Genomic DNA, 15,152 nt, shown 5'->3' on the forward strand with positions numbered 1-15,152 from the left:
GGTTTATACCCTGGTTAACCGATAAGCGCGCTCTTCAAGGCGAGTGACGCCATCCTGCACAAACTTCCAGCTTTCACCCAGGATGTCCTGCTCCTGCAACACCTCCAGCGTCCACCGCTCACCCAATAGCTTGTGCACTTCCTCGTCAGTCACCGCAAACGGCGGTCCGGCTTTTTGTATCTGCTCGTAATCCAGAGTGATCAACAGCCCCTGGCAACCTGGCCGCAGCAGCGTGTTCAGATGCTCGGCGTACTGCACACGCATCAACGGCGGCAACGCGATCAAGGCGGCGCGGTCATAGAGCGCAGTGCAATCAGCCAACGGCTCAGCGCCCAAGGCAAAAAAATCACCACACCAGATTTCGATCAGACCCGCCTGATATACCTTGAACAGGCCCCGCTCGCTGATTCGCGGGGTCAGGTTCTGCTCGCTGAAAAACGCCTCGACCGCCTGCTCCGACAGCTCCACACCCAACACCTGCAACCCTTGGCTGGCCAGCCACATCAAGTCCAGGCTCTTGCCACACAGCGGCACCAGCACCTTGGAGCCTTCAGCGACGGACAATAGCGGCCAGTGTCGTTGCAGATAAGCGTTGACTTGCGGCAGGTGAAAGCCAATCTGATTGCGCGCCCAGCGTTCCCGCCAAAATTTGGGTTCCATGAATCACCCTGAAAATTCGATCAAAAGGGGTTAAAACTTATATTAGATTTAGATCAATGATCTGATTGAAGATGAGCCATGTTAACGCTCAGGACCCGACTTATGCTCCCTAGCCTGTTTATTTCTCATGGATCTCCCATGCTTGCCCTGCAACCCGGCGCCAGCGGCCCGGCACTCCAACGCCTTGCCGCCGAACTGCCACGGCCGAAGGCGATTGTAGTGGTGTCGGCGCATTGGGAAAGTGACCAGTTGCTGGTCAGCGGCAGCGCTGCCCCGCAAACCTGGCATGACTTCGGCGGTTTCCCACGTGAGCTGTTTGCCGTGCAGTATCCTGCGCCCGGCAACCCGCAATTGGCTAGCCGGATTGTCGAACTGCTGCATGCCGATGGTCTGGATGCGCGCATTGATGAACGCCGCCCCTTTGACCATGGGACATGGGTGCCTTTGTCGCTGATGTACCCGGCGGCGGATATCCCGGTGGTCCAGGTGTCCCTGCCCAGCCGCATGGGCCCTGCCCTGCAAACCCGGGTCGGACATGCCCTCGCCGAGCTACGTGAACAGGGCATCTTGCTGATCGGCTCCGGCAGCATCACCCATAACCTGGGTGAACTGGACTGGCATGCGGGGCCGCAGAGCATCGAACCCTGGGCTCGGGACTTCCGTGACTGGGTGGTGGACAAGCTTGCCGCCGACGATGAAGCGGCCCTGCACGATTACCGGCGCCAGGCACCGAATGCGGTACGCAGCCATCCCAGTGATGAACACCTGCTGCCGCTGTACTTTGCGCGCGGCGCCGGAGGGACATTCAGCGTGGCACACCAGGGCTTCACTATGGGAGCACTGGGCATGGACATCTATCGCTTCGGTTAACCGCCGGGCAAAAAAAATCCCCGAACCAGTCGGGGATTTTTTATGTGCGATCAATCAACCCAAGGGCGGATCAATCTTCGCGGTAACGACGCAGTTTGAGCTGCTTGCCGGCAACGCGTGTGTCTTTCAGCTTGGCCAGCAGTTTTTCCAGGCCGTCTTCCGGCAGCTCCACCAGGGAGAAGCTGTCACGCACCTGGATACGACCGATGGCTTCACGTGCCAGGCCACCCTCATTGAGGATAGCGCCCAGCAGGTTCTTGGCAGCGATACCATCACGCGCACCCAGCGCGGTACGGCAACGAGCACGGCCTTCAGCCAATGGCACCGGAGCACGACGCTCACGATCACCACGGTCTGGACGGTCACCGGAACGCTCTGGACGATCACCGCGTGGGGCGCTGTTCGGCACCAGTGGGCGTTCTTTCTCGATGGCCGCCAGGGTCAGGGCCTGACCGTTGGTGGCTTTACGCAGCAGGGCTGCAGCCAGGGCGCGCGGGGTGCAACCGATATCGGCGGTCAGGCGGTCCAGCAGGTCGCCATGGGTCGATTCAGCGTCAGCCACCAGCGGCGACAGGCTGTTGGTCAGCTTCTTGATGCGAGCATCCAGAACTGCCTGGGCATCCGGCAGGCGGACTTCGGCAACTTTCTGACCGGTTACGCGCTCGATGACTTGCAGCATGCGACGCTCACGTGGAGTCACCAGCAGCAGTGCACGGCCTTCGCGACCCGCACGGCCGGTACGGCCGATACGGTGAACGTAGGACTCCGGATCGTACGGCATGTCAACGTTGAACACGTGAGTGATGCGTGGAACGTCGAGACCACGAGCCGCCACGTCGGTTGCGACAACGATGTCCAGGCGACCATCCTTGAGGGAGTCGATGACGCGCTCACGTTGGTTCTGGGCGATGTCACCGTTCAGCGCAGCGGCCTTGTAGCCTTTGGCTTCCAGGGCACTGGCCAGGTCCAGGGTCGCTTGCTTGGTGCGCACGAACATGATCAGGGCATCGAAGTCTTCGACTTCCAGCAGGCTCAATACAGCCGAGGTCTTCTGGTCAGCGTGAACCAACAGGTGAGCCTGTTCGATCGCGGTAACGGTCTGAGTCTTGGTCTGGATCTTGACGTGCTCAGGATCGCGCAGGTGGCGTTCGGCAATGGCACGGATCGACTGTGGCAGGGTGGCCGAGAACAGCACGGTCTGACGAGTCGGTGGCAGAGCCTTGAAGATGACTTCCAGGTCATCCATGAAGCCCAGTTTCAGCATTTCGTCAGCTTCGTCGAGAACCAGGTGGTTCACGGTCGACAGGACTTTTTCGTCACGACGCAGGTGGTCGCACAGACGGCCCGGAGTGGCGACAACGATCTGTGCGCCATTACGGATTGCCTTGAGTTGTGGGCCCATGGGCGCGCCGCCGTAAACGGCCACAACGGTTACGCCCGGCATTTGCTTGGCGTAGGTTTCAAAGGCGGTTGCTACTTGCAGCGCCAACTCACGGGTTGGCGCCAGGATCAGGGCTTGCGGTTCGCGCTTGGCAGGATCGATGCATTGCAGGATAGGCAGGGCGAAGGCAGCGGTTTTACCGGTACCGGTTTGCGCCTGGCCAATCATGTCTTTGCCGGCCATGATGATCGGGATCGATTGCTGCTGAATCGCCGAAGGCTCTTCGTAGCCGGTCGCTGCGACGGCTGCAAGAATATTCGGGTTAAGATTAAAAGCGGCGAAGCCGCCGGTTTCCTGGGTCATGGGTCTGCCTCTAAGTGCATCCGCAAAGACCCATGCTCCAAAGCTGCGCATGCCGTGTTGAGACTCAAGAGTCGCCCTGGCTGCTTTGTCGGCGGGGATTTGCGAAAACGAATGAATGAAAAAGATTCGTCAAGGAAGAGTCCGCTGTGCGGACGTGCAGCCGAAGCTGACTTCGGGGAATTGCGCTACCTAAACGCGGCCCGGTTAAAGGCCGGCGCGCACTATACCGGAAATAGCTGAAAAAGGGAGCTTTTTTTATCGCAAAGCACTGATAAACCGCGCTGTATCACAGCCTTTGCAGAGAAGAGCGGCAAGGTCTATTTTTCAAAGGCCCGGCCCTGTTGGTCAAAACACTTAAACGGTTCACCTGCCGATTGAGACCCTTTGGTCTGAAACCCTTCCCTACGCCCGAGGGCACCCCGATGAATCAAGCCAGCAGCAGCCGCGTCAGCCGTGCACTCCAGGGCCATGTCCTGCTACTGGGCCTGGACCGGGTGGCCAAACGCAATGCCTTTGACCTCGATCTGCTCAATGCGCTGAGCCTGGCGTATGGCGAATTTGATCGAAATGATGACGCACGGGTGGCGGTGGTATTTGCCCATGGCGACCATTTCACCGCCGGGCTGGACCTGGCCAATGTCAGCGCCGTGATGGCCGGCGGTTGGCAGCCGCCGCTCGGGGGGTGCGATCCCTGGGGAGTGTTCGCCGGCCCCCGCGTGAACAAACCGGTGATCGTCGCGGCCCAGGGCTACTGCCTGACCCTCGGGATCGAATTGATGCTCGCGGCGGATATCAATCTGTGCGCGAGCAACACGCGTTTTGCGCAGATGGAGGTCCAACGCGGGATCTTTCCATTTGGCGGCGCGACACTACGCTTTCATCAAGTCGCCGGCTGGGGCAATGCGATGCGCTGGCTGCTCACCGGCGACGAGTTCGACGCCCATGAAGCCCTGCGCCTGGGGCTGGTGCAGGAGGTGATGGCCAGCGAAGACCTGCTACCGCGCGCCATCGAACTCGCCAACCGGATTGCGCGCCAGGCGCCGCTCGGCGTGCAGGCCACGTTGATGTCGGCACGCATGGCGCGCAATGAGGGCGAGACCGTCGCGGCCGCCGCGCTGCCACCCATGGTGGAGAGGTTGCTCAACAGTGAAGATGCCAAGGAAGGAGTCCGGGCGATGATCGAGAAGCGTCCGGGGGTGTTCAAGGGTATTTGAATTGGCTGGGCCCGCCATCGGAACAAGCCCCCCCATTTGCAATGAGTTCCAAGTGTGGGAGGGGGCTTGCCCCCGACGGCGCCGGCACAGCCAACTAAGTCGCCGGCCGAATTACCTTGATCAGCGACTGCAACGAATAACCCAGGCGCGGCGCCAATGCTTCGGCACGGGCCGAGAGTGCATCCAGGTCCAGTTCCTGATCCAGCTCGGAAGGCACCAGCAAAATCACATTGCCCTCCTTTACCGGCAGCTCCCAGTAATGCCGGTGGTACAACCCACGCAGCAACGCCGCGCCCAGTGGCTTGCCATCGTCCGTGGCCCATTGGTTGATCACCAGCCAACCGCCAGGGTTGAGTTTCTTCTGGCAGTCTTCCAGGAACGTCCAGGCCAGGTGCCCGACACCCGGGCCGACATCGGTGTACAGGTCGACGAAAATCAGGTCGGCCGACTCGGCACTGCCAAGCAATTGCAGGGCGTCGCCAACGCGGATGTACAACCGCGGGTCATCGTCCAACCCCAGATATTCAATCGCCAGGCGCGGCACATCCGGGCGCAGCTCAATGGCTTCGACGTCTTCCAGCGGCAGGAACTTGAGGCACGCCTGGGTCAGCGTACCGGCGCCCAGGCCGAGAAACAGCGCACTCTCCGGCTGTTCATGGCACAACGCACCAATGAGCATGGCACGGGTATAGTCGTACTCCAGCCAGCTCGGGTCGGCGGTGAATACGCAGCTTTGCTCGATGGCATCACCAAATTCGAGAAACCGGTAATCGGCCACTTCGAGCACGCGGATCATGCCGAAATCATCATGGACTTCGGCCAACAGGTGCTCGACACGCTCCTCGCTCATCACGACTCCTAATGGGTTTGCCGCTCGGCAAAGGCGCGATTGTCGGCCAAGCGGCAGCAGCAGGTCACGCACTAATTGCTGATAACATCCGCTCTACCGACAACCCAACCAACGAGTTCATGATGAGCCAACCCTGGAGTCCCGACAGCTGGCGCACAATGCCGATCCAGCAACAACCCCAGTACCCGGATGCAGCCCACTTGCTGCAAGTGGAACAAAACCTGGCGAGCTACCCGCCGCTGGTATTTGCCGGGGAAGCCCGTGAACTGCGCCGTCAGTTCGCCGAAGTGACCCAGGGCCGCGCCTTCCTGTTGCAAGGCGGCGACTGCGCCGAGAGCTTTGCCGAGTTTTCCGCCGCCAAAATCCGCGACACCTTCAAGGTGCTGCTGCAGATGGCAATCGTGATGACCTTTGCCGCCGGCTGCCCGGTGGTGAAGGTCGGGCGCATGGCCGGCCAGTTCGCCAAGCCGCGTTCGGCCAACGATGAAACCATCGACGGCATCACCCTGCCCGCGTACCGCGGCGATATCGTCAACGGGATCGGCTTCGACGAAAAAAGCCGCATGCCGGACCCCGACCGTCTGTTGCAGTCCTATCACCAGTCCACGGCCACCTTGAACCTGCTGCGCGCCTTCGCCCAGGGCGGGTTCGCGGACCTGCACCAGGTACACAAGTGGAACCTGGACTTCATCGCCAACTCCGCCCTGGCCGAGAAATACAGCCAGTTGGCCGACCGCATCGATGAAACCCTGGCCTTCATGCGCGCCTGCGGCATGGACAGCTCGCCGCAATTGCGCGAAACCAGCTTCTTCACCGCCCACGAAGCCCTGCTGCTCAACTACGAACAAGCCTTCGTACGCCGCGACAGCCTGACCAACGACTATTACGATTGTTCGGCCCACATGCTGTGGATCGGCGACCGCACCCGTCAGTTGGACGGCGCCCATGTCGAATTCCTGCGCGGGGTGAACAACCCGATCGGGGTCAAGGTCGGCCCGAGCATGAACCCGGACGACCTGATTCGCTTGATCGATATCCTCAACCCGGACAACGACCCCGGCCGCCTCAACCTGATTGCCCGCATGGGCGCCAACAAGGTCGGTGATCATCTGCCCGACCTGATTCGCGCCGTGCAGCGCGAAGGCAAGCAGGTGCTGTGGAGCTCCGACCCGATGCACGGCAACACCATCAAGGCCAGCAGCGGCTACAAGACCCGCGACTTTGCGCAGATCCTCAGTGAAGTGAAGGAGTTTTTCCAGGTTCACCAGGCCGAAGGCAGTTATGCCGGAGGGATTCATATCGAAATGACCGGGCAGAACGTCACCGAATGCATCGGCGGCGCACGACCGATCACCGAAGATGGTTTGTCGGATCGTTATCACACCCACTGCGACCCGCGGATGAACGCCGATCAGTCGCTGGAGCTGGCGTTTTTGATTGCTGAAACATTGAAGCAGGTCAAGCGCTGAGGTTTGAGCCGCCTGCACTGACGCCATCGCGAGCAAGCCCGCTCCCACATTTGCCCACGTACATCCTTTGGAACGCGGTCGAATGTGGGAGCGGGCTTGCTCGCGAAGAGGCCCTAAAGACCACCCTCCCCATAAAGCATCGCTCGCCGCAACCGGTCGGCACTCGGTCTCTGGCAATTGAGCTGCACCTGCTCCAGCCCGAGCCAGTCGGCCATCTGGCGCAAATTAAGCGCCAGCGCCAACATTCCCTGCTCATCCAAGCCCGGCTCTTCCTCGTGCACCGCATGCACAGCCAACTGACCGTTAGCGCGCTCGGCGCGCAGATCCACGCGCGCCGCTATCCGCTCGTGATGCAGAAACGGCAGCACGTAGTAGCCATATACGCGCTTGTCTTGCGGGGTGTAGATCTCCAGTCGATAACGGAAATCAAACAATCGCTCGGTACGGCTGCGCTCCCAGATCAGCGAATCGAAGGGCGACAGCAATGCACTGGCCGCCACCTTGCGCGGCACTTTCGGCTCGGGCAGGCAATACGCCGCAGCCTTCCAGCCTTGTATGCGGCAGTTCAGCAACTGCCCTTCTTCAACCAACTCCGCTAGGCGCTTGCGACTGTCGGCAGGGTCCAGGCGAAAGTAGTCGCGCAAGTCCTTTTCAGTGGCCACCCCCAACGCCGTCGCGCTGTGCAACAACAAGCTGCGCTGGGCTTGCGCCTCGTCCACCGAGGCGCGGAGCATTTCGCTGGGGATCACCCGCTCCGGCAAATCGTAGAGCCGCTCAAAACCACGCCGCCCCGCAACCGTGACCAGGCCTGCGGCGAACAGCCATTCCAGCGCGTGTTTTTCCTCACTCCAGTCCCACCAGGGCCCAGCGCGCTCCTCGCGGGTCGACAAACTGCCCGCCCCCAACGCGCCTCGTTGCTCGACGGTGCGCAGGACGCGCTGGATAGTGGCCTGCTGCTCGCGCCCGAAACGCGCCATCTGCGCATAGATACCCTGCCCCTGCCTGGCCCGCTCCATGCGCCAGCGCAGCAGCGGGTACAGCGCCATAGGCAGCAACGATGCTTCATGCCCCCAGTATTCGAATAGCGAACGATGGCGCCCCTGGCTCCAGGCGGCCTGCTCGAGGATCGATGGCGAGTAATTGCCCAGACGGGAAAACAGCGGCAGGTAATGGGAGCGCACCAGCGCGTTGACCGAATCGATCTGCAACACACCCAGACGTTCGATCAAGCGGTTGAGGTGTGTTGCCTTGATCAGGGCAGGCGCCTGGCGCCCGGAAAAACCCTGGGCGGCCAGCGCCATGCGTCGAGCTTGCTTGATTGAGAAAGACAGGTCGACGGGCATGGGAATCTCCAGGGGAACTCGCCCACCACCCTACTGCATCCTGGCTCACTTTCGCAGGGGGTCCTGCCAAAAGTGCAAGTGCCGCTCCTGCTCCACATCGGCACGATTGAGCCCGATGTCCTTGAGCGCGTCGTCACTCAGGCTCGCCAGCATCTGACGCTCTTGATACAGCGTCTGCCAGCGCGCCAGGGCATGCAACAGCCCGGAAAACGGACGCTTCGCCATCAACACAAAACCGGTTTGACCTTTCATCTTTTCGCCCTCCTGTGGGGATGACGAAAGTGTGTGCCAGGCACTATGATCAATCCAACGAATGTTTCTTATGCAATACATCTCGGAGATTGATCAATTGTCCAGTTTCCCAAGTATCGACACCGAGGTGCTGCGCACCTTCGTCGCCATCGCCGACCAAGGCGGTTTCACGCGGGCTGGAGAGCTGGTCAACCGAACGCAGTCGGCGGTGAGCATGCAGATGAAGCGCCTGGAGGACGACGTCCTACAGCGCAAGCTGTTCGAACGCGACGGTCGCCAGGTGCGGCTGACTCCCGAAGGCCAGGTGCTGCTGGGCTATGCCCGGCGCATCCTGAAATTGCACAGCGAAGTGTTCAACACCCTGCGTGAACCGCATATGGTGGGGCTGGTGCGCATCGGCACACCGGACGATTACGTGATGCGCTTCCTGCCGGGCATTCTCAAGCAGTTTTCCAAGGCGTATCCACTGATTCAAATCGAGATGCACTGCGAATCGTCAACGGTGCTGATGCAGCGACGTGACCTCGCGTTGACTGTGGTCAGCCGCGAACCTGGCAACGAAATCGGCGAGTTGTTGCGTACGGAGCGCATGGTATGGGCGGCATCACCCTGCTTCTGCGTAGACGAGCACGAAGCCCTGCCGCTGGCGATGTCTGGCGCGGATTGCCTCTACACGCAATGGGCGCGCTCCGCGCTGGATGCGGCCGGACGGGATTATCGCCTGGCCTACCACAGCTCCAACGTGGCGGCGATCCAGGCGGTGGTCAACGCTGGCCTCGCGGTCATGGTCAGCATGGAAAGCCTGGTGACCGACGACCTGCGCATACTGGGCAAGGACGAGGGTCTCCCGCCATTGCCCTCGATGAATCTGCACCTGCTGCGCAACCCGCAGATGACCTCGCCCATCACCGAATGCCTGGCAGCGTACATCCTCGAAGGCTTCAAACCTTAAAGGTCAGCATCACCGCGCACACCACGAGGAACGCGCAGAACAGGCCACGCAGCACACGTTCCGGCAGTGCATGGGCGACCTTCACGCCCCAACTGATACTGAGCAGGCCGCCGATTGCCAAGGGGATGCCGATCATCCAATCCACTTGGTGGTGCCAGGCATAGGTCACCAGGGTCACGCCGGTGCTGGGCAGCGCCAAGGCCAGCGACAAACCTTGTGCGACCACTTGAGTGGTACCGAACAGGCTGGTCAGCACCGGCGTGGCAACCACCGCGCCACCGACCCCAAACAACCCGCCCATGGAGCCTGAGACTGCACCGAGCACCCCCAGCCATGGCCAGGAATAACGCATCTGTGCAGTCGGCGGCGCATTGCGGGTGAACATGCGCACCAGGTTGTACGCCGAGAGCGTCAGCAAGAACGCGATAAACCCCACGCGCATGGCGCCGGCATCCAGGCCCACCGCCCAGATCGAACCGAGCCAGGCGAAGCTGAAGCCCATGACGCCCAAGGGCAATGCATGGCGTAATTCGATGCGATTGCGCTGGTGGTAGCGCCACAGAGCCAGCATCACATTGGGCACTACCATCACCAACGCCGTACCTTGGGCGATCTGCTGATCCAGGCCGAACAACACGCCCAGCACCGGAATCGCAATCAGCCCGCCACCAATGCCGAACAGGCCGCCCAACGTGCCGAGGGCCGCACCCAGTAGCCCATACATCACAAAATCCAACACCGCCATCACTCCACACTTCCGGTCTGTGCATGCTACGCAGTCGGCCCTGGCGCGGAAACGCACAGCAACGCACAATGGCTTTGCCAATTTCGCATAAGCGCTCAGTGATGAATCCCAATACCCTCACCGACCAACTGAGCCTGTTTCTGGATGTATTGGAGACGGGCAGTTTTTCCGCCGCAGCACGCCGCCATCCCCTGACGCCCTCGGCGGTCGCCCGACGTATCGACAGCCTGGAAAGCTCTGTGGGCAGCCGCCTGTTCCTGCGCAGCACCCACGCGGTGGTGCCCACGCCGGCAGGCTTGGCCTTTGCCGAACGGGCGCGCCGGATCGTCGGTGAGTTGCAATTGGCCCGGGCTGAAGCGGTGTCCTTGAGCCATGCGCCGGAAGGCCTGATTCGTGTGGATGCGCCGGCGGCCTTCGGGCGGCGGCACCTGGCCCCGGTGATTGCGGATTTTTTGAATGTATATCCCGGGCTGGATGTGCACCTGCACCTGATCGACAGTTTTGTCGATATGCAGGGTGCACACTTGGGCAAGGTCGATCTGGTGCTGCGCGCCGGGCATATCGTCGACACCCGCCTGATCGCCACCCCTCTGGCCAGCATCGTACGTATCGCCTGTGCCAGTCCGGCCTATCTGAAAGCGCGGGGTACGCCCACCCACCCCCGAGAGCTGAGCGAGCACGACGGCCTCGACTGGGACGGCCTGGCGCCGATGTTCGCCTGGCGCTTCGAGCTGGACGGGCGCCGCGCCACCTATCGCCCGCAGCGCATCCGCATGAGTGCCAATAATGCCGAAGCCCTGCTGTCCGGCGCGTTGGCCGGGCTGGGGATTGCCCACCTGCCCACCTGGCTGGCCAGTGAATACCTGGTCCGTGGCGAGCTGCTGCCCCTGTTCTGCGAAAATGGCCTGCCCAGCCCGGAAACCGCCGGGATCTATGCACTGCGCCTGGAGCAACAGGCCAATGCGCGCAGCCGGTTGTTGCTCGAGTACCTCAAATCCCGCTTCAGCCCGGTGCCGCCTTGGGATCTGGCACTGCAAAGCGGTCTGGTTTGACCGCCGGGATAGAATTACCTGGCGCATTAAACATTTGCCCGCTAGATTCCAGGCAATACCCGCTTTCGAGACACCGCCATGAGCAAAAACCCTGACCCTTGCCAATCCCTGATGCTGGACAACCAGCTGTGCTTCGCCCTGCACTCCACCTCGTTGCTGATGACCAAGGTCTATAAGCCACTGCTGCAAGCCCTCGGCCTGACCTATCCGCAATACCTGGCCATGATGGTGCTGTGGGAAGAGGATGGTTTGACCGTCGGCGAAATCAGCAACCGCCTGCTGACCGATCCGGGCTCGCTCACCCCGCTGCTCAAGCGCCTGGAGGCCGAAGGCTTGCTCAGTCGCACCCGCAACCGCGAGGATGAGCGGGTGGTGGTCGTGGAATTGACGGACAGCGGCCGCGCCCTGCAGGATAAAGCCATGGGGATTCCCCAGTGCATCCTCGGCGCCAGTGGTTTGGAGCTGGAGCAGTTGCGCAAGCTGCAGGCTGACCTGGTTGCCTTGCGCAGCAACCTGCAAAGCTCAATCTAATCGCGGTGAAGCTCTAAAATGTGGGAGGGGGTTTGCTCCCGATTGCGGCGTGTCAGCTATTGATAAGCTGGCTGATCCACCGCAATCGGGAGCAAGCCCCCTCCCACACTGGTTGGTGGTAGGGCATAAAAATTTATAAATTTATCTTGCGCACTAAACATTAGCGCTATACATTCATCTCACCAACTATTTAGCGCGCAAACAGTTAGCGCTAACAACAAAGAGGAAACGCCATGCAAACGCTCTATACCGCAGTAGCCACCGCCACCGGCGGCCGTGATGGTCGTGCCGTCTCCAGCGACAACATCCTCGACGTCAAACTCTCCACTCCCAAGGAATTGGGCGGTGCTGGCGGCCAAGCCACCAACCCTGAGCAATTGTTCGCCGCCGGTTATTCGGCCTGCTTTATCGGCGCGCTGAAATTCGTCGCCAGCCAGACCAAGCGCAAGGTTCCGGATAACGCGTCGATCACCGCCCACGTCGGCATCGGTCAAATCCCCGGTGGTTTCGGCTTGGACATCGACCTGCACATCAGCCTGCCGGGCCTGGCCCAGGACGATGCGCAAAGCCTGGTCGACGCCGCGCACCAAGTGTGCCCGTACTCCAACGCCACTCGCGGCAACGTCGACGTACGCCTGCACGTAACCGTCTGATTTATAGACGCCCACAAAAAACCCGACTCAAAGTCGGGTTTTTTTCGTATCGAGGTAGCCAGAATTACTTCTTGGCGCGACCTTTGTACGAACCACCTTCACGGGTGTCGATTTCGATCATGTCGTCGATTTCGATGAAATCAGCTACTTGCAGTTCGGTGCCGTTAGCCAGCTTGGCAGGCTTCATTACCTTGCCCGAAGTGTCGCCGCGAGCGGAACCTTCGGTGTAGGCAACCTTACGCACGATAGTGGTCGGCAGCTCTACGGAAACCAGGCGCTCTTCGAAGAAGATCGCTTCGCAAACGTCGGTCATGCCTTCTTCGATGAACGGCAGAACGGCTTCGATATCTTCAGCGTTCAGCTCGTACATGGTGTAGTCGGTGGTGTCCATGAACGTGTAGGTGTCGCCGCTGATGAAGGACAGGGTCGCTTCTTTGCGGTCGAGGATCACGTCGTCCAGCTTGTCGTCGGCACTGTAGACAGTTTCAGTCTTGTAACCGGTCAGCAGGTTCTTCAGCTTGGTCTTCATGATCGCGCTGTTACGACCCGACTTGGTGAACTCAGCTTTCTGAACCAACCAAGGGTCGTTGTCGATACGGATCACGGTACCGGGTTTCAGTTCTTTACCAGTTTTCATTGCAGATATCCGAAATTTGGATGGGATTTACAAAATTCAAGGTGGCGTATCATATCCAACTTTCATAAAACTGTACCAGCGCCGTCGCAAGATCGGCCTGCAAGCCCTGTTCCAGACACCATGTTTGCGCGTGCTGGTTCACCTCCGGCCAGTGGTCCAGCAACATTTTCCACGACTGTGCCATATCGCCATCAGCGTTCCAGGCTTGCCAAAGTGTGACTACGGCAGCCCTGGCTGCTGGTGACAAGGCGGCGGTGTACAACTGCAGGAAGGCGTCGAGTTTATCCAGGTGGATGTCTTCATCCTGGCGATAGATGTGCCAAAGCATTGGCCGCCCCGCCCACTGCGCCCGCACGAACGAGTCTTCGCCGCGCACCGCGTTGAAGTCGCAGCACCACAGCAAGCGGTCATATTGTTCCTGGCGCACGAACGGCAACACCTGCACGGTCAGGGCCGCGCGCTGATGAATATCCCCTGCTGCCAGGCCCTCCCCCCCCAGCCAACGTTGCACATCGCCGAGAATGCGGCCCTCCGGCACCAATAGATGAGTGGCACGCCCGTCCGTCGCCAACACGTCCAGCCAACTGGCCAACCCAGCATTCTCATAGGCAAACAGCGAGATCAATCGCGCATCAGTTGCCGGAAACACTCCCAGGGTCTGCAGGAATTGTCGTTGCGCCGGCACATCTTGTTGAAAAGCCTGGCGCTGCTCCAGCAACCCTGCCTCGCGCAAAAGACCGCCTGTGCCCGGGCGAAAACCGGGGAAGAAGAAATACTTCTGCACGCCCTTGAACTTCACCGACGGCAGGCGATGGCAACCCACCACCCACTCTTCGGCACTGAGGTAATCCAGGTTCATCCACAGCGGAACGCGTTCGCGCTCGGCCATGGCTTCCATGTAGGCCGGCGGCAATTGGCAGGCAAAAGCGGCGATCACGACATCGGCAGATGGGGCGCCGGGCCAGTCGGCCGGCCAGTGGCGCACCTCGACGCCGTCCTGCCATTGCTGCGGCAACCGCACATCAATCTCAGGGCACATGCGCTCGAAGGCCCGTAGGTCATCAACCCACAAACACACTTCGCACCCATGCTCCACCACCAGTTGCCGGGCCAGGCGCCAGGTCACGCCGATGTCGCCGTAGTTGTCGACGACACTGCAAAAAATATCCCAGCGGGCTTTCATTCCGGGCTCCAACGATCAAAGGCTCGATTGTCCGCATAAATGCACCAATGCAGAAGACTTGATCACGATTATTCTGCACAGCGGCTGTGCGACAATCGTCGCCACGCCATCAATGCCCGCCAGGAGGCCATCATGTCTGATCGTTCGCTGCCACTGTTCAAGCTCAGTGTCGCCATCGCGTTTGGTGTATGGCTGGGGTTTGTCGCCATCGTGCTGACGAGCTGGCTGACATCGCGCTATCTGTTCCCGCAGAGCCTGGCGCCGGTCGCCCAGGCCGTTCAACAATTAGGCAAACCTGCCGTCGTCACACCCGAGCCGCCGAACCGTATGTTCGAGCAATACACCGACAACCTGCGCAAACAGGAACAGCAGCAATCCCTGGACCAGGCCCGCAACAATGTGCGCAACCTGAACAACCCCAAATGCCAGTTCTGGTTGCAGCAAGATCAGAACGCTCCCAATGAAAAGAGCCGGGCCAATGTCCTGCAATTTTGCGAATGACCCCACTGCCCATGAATAAACACGCCGTCCACTCGTTGATCCTGGAAAAACTCAGCGTCGACCTCGACATTGCCCAGCGCGCCGCGCAGACCGCCTACGAAACTGCGACCCACGAAGAAAACATCGCAGAAAACAAATACGACACCCTCGGGCTGGAGGCCTCCTACCTGGCAACCGGCCAGGCCAGGCGCGTCGAGGAAATCAAGCAAGCGCTGTCGCTGTGCCAGAACCTGCCACTGCGGGCCTATGACGATCAGCGTGGCATTGAAATCGGCGCCTTATTAGGCCTGGAAGACGAGAATGGCCGCCAGCAATGGCTGTTCCTGGCACCGGATGGGGCAGGCTTGAAAGTGGATGTGGTGGGACAGCCGGTGACCGTCATCACCCCGCGATCGCCCTTGGGCAAAAGCCTGCTGGGCAAGTTCGAAGGGGATGAGGTGGAGATTCTGGTGGCGGGCGCTCGGCAACATTTTACGGTTACCGAGGCCAAATGACG

Annotated in this window: 17 protein-coding genes; 9 read left to right on the forward strand and 8 right to left on the reverse strand. The window is 60.5% G+C overall.

The window, feature by feature from the left end; all coding sequences use genetic code 11:
• Nucleotides 1–3: 3 nt before the first annotated feature.
• A complete protein-coding gene (locus tag JBE38_RS26490) occupies nucleotides 4–660 on the reverse strand; it encodes a thiopurine S-methyltransferase (RefSeq protein WP_205345489.1) in 657 nt (218 codons plus the stop codon).
• Nucleotides 661–762: 102 nt separating this feature from the next.
• Here JBE38_RS26490 and JBE38_RS26495 point away from each other — a divergent pair, with 102 nt between their 5' ends.
• Nucleotides 763–1,530, forward strand: coding sequence for a DODA-type extradiol aromatic ring-opening family dioxygenase (locus JBE38_RS26495; protein ID WP_205345490.1), 768 nt, complete (start codon nucleotides 763–765; stop codon nucleotides 1,528–1,530).
• Nucleotides 1,531–1,600: 70 nt separating this feature from the next.
• Here JBE38_RS26495 and JBE38_RS26500 read toward each other — a convergent pair whose 3' ends face one another.
• Nucleotides 1,601–3,274, reverse strand: coding sequence for a DEAD/DEAH box helicase (locus JBE38_RS26500; RefSeq protein ID WP_016972326.1), 1,674 nt, complete (start codon nucleotides 3,272–3,274; stop codon nucleotides 1,601–1,603).
• A 422-nt stretch (nucleotides 3,275–3,696) separates the two neighbouring features.
• Between JBE38_RS26500 and JBE38_RS26505 the strand changes: the two genes are divergently transcribed.
• Nucleotides 3,697–4,488, forward strand: a complete 792-nt coding sequence (locus JBE38_RS26505) for a crotonase/enoyl-CoA hydratase family protein (protein WP_205345491.1) — start codon at nucleotides 3,697–3,699, stop codon at nucleotides 4,486–4,488.
• A 94-nt stretch (nucleotides 4,489–4,582) separates the two neighbouring features.
• Here the strand turns inward: JBE38_RS26505 and JBE38_RS26510 are convergent, their stop codons facing one another.
• The gene (locus JBE38_RS26510) at nucleotides 4,583–5,338 is read right to left on the reverse strand and encodes a spermidine synthase (protein WP_205345492.1); all 756 of its coding nucleotides are present in this window, start codon (nucleotides 5,336–5,338) and stop codon (nucleotides 4,583–4,585) included.
• 122 nt (nucleotides 5,339–5,460) lie between these two features.
• Here JBE38_RS26510 and JBE38_RS26515 point away from each other — a divergent pair, with 122 nt between their 5' ends.
• Entirely contained in the window at nucleotides 5,461–6,807 is a 1,347-nt protein-coding gene (locus JBE38_RS26515; RefSeq protein WP_090372218.1) for a class II 3-deoxy-7-phosphoheptulonate synthase, read from the forward strand.
• A gap of 113 nt (nucleotides 6,808–6,920) precedes the next feature.
• Here JBE38_RS26515 and JBE38_RS26520 read toward each other — a convergent pair whose 3' ends face one another.
• Together JBE38_RS26520 and JBE38_RS26525 are read right to left on the reverse strand one after the other, a co-directional pair.
• Nucleotides 6,921–8,150: a winged helix-turn-helix domain-containing protein gene (locus tag JBE38_RS26520; RefSeq protein ID WP_205345493.1), complete on the reverse strand. Its 1,230-nt coding sequence runs from the start codon at nucleotides 8,148–8,150 to the stop codon at nucleotides 6,921–6,923.
• 45 nt (nucleotides 8,151–8,195) lie between these two features.
• A complete protein-coding gene (locus JBE38_RS26525; protein WP_240202612.1) occupies nucleotides 8,196–8,402 on the reverse strand; it encodes a DUF1127 domain-containing protein in 207 nt (68 codons plus the stop codon).
• Nucleotides 8,403–8,472: 70 nt separating this feature from the next.
• Here JBE38_RS26525 and JBE38_RS26530 point away from each other — a divergent pair, with 70 nt between their 5' ends.
• The gene (locus JBE38_RS26530; protein ID WP_104995897.1) at nucleotides 8,473–9,354 is read left to right on the forward strand and encodes a LysR family transcriptional regulator; all 882 of its coding nucleotides are present in this window, start codon (nucleotides 8,473–8,475) and stop codon (nucleotides 9,352–9,354) included.
• On the opposite strand, the gene JBE38_RS26535 is transcribed toward JBE38_RS26530, so the two are convergent.
• Nucleotides 9,344–10,093 (reverse strand): sulfite exporter TauE/SafE family protein, encoded by a 750-nt coding sequence (locus JBE38_RS26535; RefSeq protein WP_090372221.1) that lies wholly within the window; start codon nucleotides 10,091–10,093, stop codon nucleotides 9,344–9,346. The two genes, JBE38_RS26530 and JBE38_RS26535, sit on opposite strands and share 11 nt — an antisense overlap.
• 107 nt (nucleotides 10,094–10,200) lie before the next feature.
• On the opposite strand from JBE38_RS26535, the gene JBE38_RS26540 reads away from it, so the two are divergent.
• From JBE38_RS26540 to JBE38_RS26550, 3 genes are all read left to right on the forward strand, one after another.
• Nucleotides 10,201–11,151 carry a LysR family transcriptional regulator gene (locus JBE38_RS26540; RefSeq protein ID WP_060753263.1) on the forward strand — a complete coding sequence of 317 codons (951 nt, stop codon included), beginning with the start codon at nucleotides 10,201–10,203 and terminating at the stop codon, nucleotides 11,149–11,151.
• Between the two features lie 78 nt (nucleotides 11,152–11,229).
• Entirely contained in the window at nucleotides 11,230–11,682 is a 453-nt protein-coding gene (locus tag JBE38_RS26545) for a MarR family winged helix-turn-helix transcriptional regulator (protein ID WP_060753262.1), read from the forward strand.
• 233 nt (nucleotides 11,683–11,915) lie between these two features.
• Nucleotides 11,916–12,335: an organic hydroperoxide resistance protein gene (locus JBE38_RS26550; RefSeq protein WP_060753261.1), complete on the forward strand. Its 420-nt coding sequence runs from the start codon at nucleotides 11,916–11,918 to the stop codon at nucleotides 12,333–12,335.
• A 64-nt stretch (nucleotides 12,336–12,399) separates the two neighbouring features.
• Here the strand turns inward: JBE38_RS26550 and JBE38_RS26555 are convergent, their stop codons facing one another.
• Nucleotides 12,400–12,972 carry an elongation factor P gene (locus JBE38_RS26555; protein WP_016975379.1) on the reverse strand — a complete coding sequence of 191 codons (573 nt, stop codon included), beginning with the start codon at nucleotides 12,970–12,972 and terminating at the stop codon, nucleotides 12,400–12,402.
• Nucleotides 12,973–13,021: 49 nt separating this feature from the next.
• Nucleotides 13,022–14,155, reverse strand: coding sequence for an elongation factor P maturation arginine rhamnosyltransferase EarP (earP, locus tag JBE38_RS26560; RefSeq protein ID WP_205345495.1), 1,134 nt, complete (start codon nucleotides 14,153–14,155; stop codon nucleotides 13,022–13,024).
• Between the two features lie 132 nt (nucleotides 14,156–14,287).
• Here earP and JBE38_RS26565 point away from each other — a divergent pair, with 132 nt between their 5' ends.
• The gene (locus JBE38_RS26565) at nucleotides 14,288–14,656 is read left to right on the forward strand and encodes a hypothetical protein (protein ID WP_090366026.1); all 369 of its coding nucleotides are present in this window, start codon (nucleotides 14,288–14,290) and stop codon (nucleotides 14,654–14,656) included.
• 11 nt (nucleotides 14,657–14,667) lie between these two features.
• Nucleotides 14,668–15,150 carry a GreA/GreB family elongation factor gene (locus JBE38_RS26570; RefSeq protein ID WP_090372223.1) on the forward strand — a complete coding sequence of 161 codons (483 nt, stop codon included), beginning with the start codon at nucleotides 14,668–14,670 and terminating at the stop codon, nucleotides 15,148–15,150.
• Nucleotides 15,151–15,152: the final 2 nt, after the last annotated feature.

Source organism: Pseudomonas sp. ICBG1301 (genome assembly GCF_016918385.1).
In the GTDB taxonomy this organism is placed as follows: domain Bacteria; phylum Pseudomonadota; class Gammaproteobacteria; order Pseudomonadales; family Pseudomonadaceae; genus Aquipseudomonas; species Aquipseudomonas palleroniana.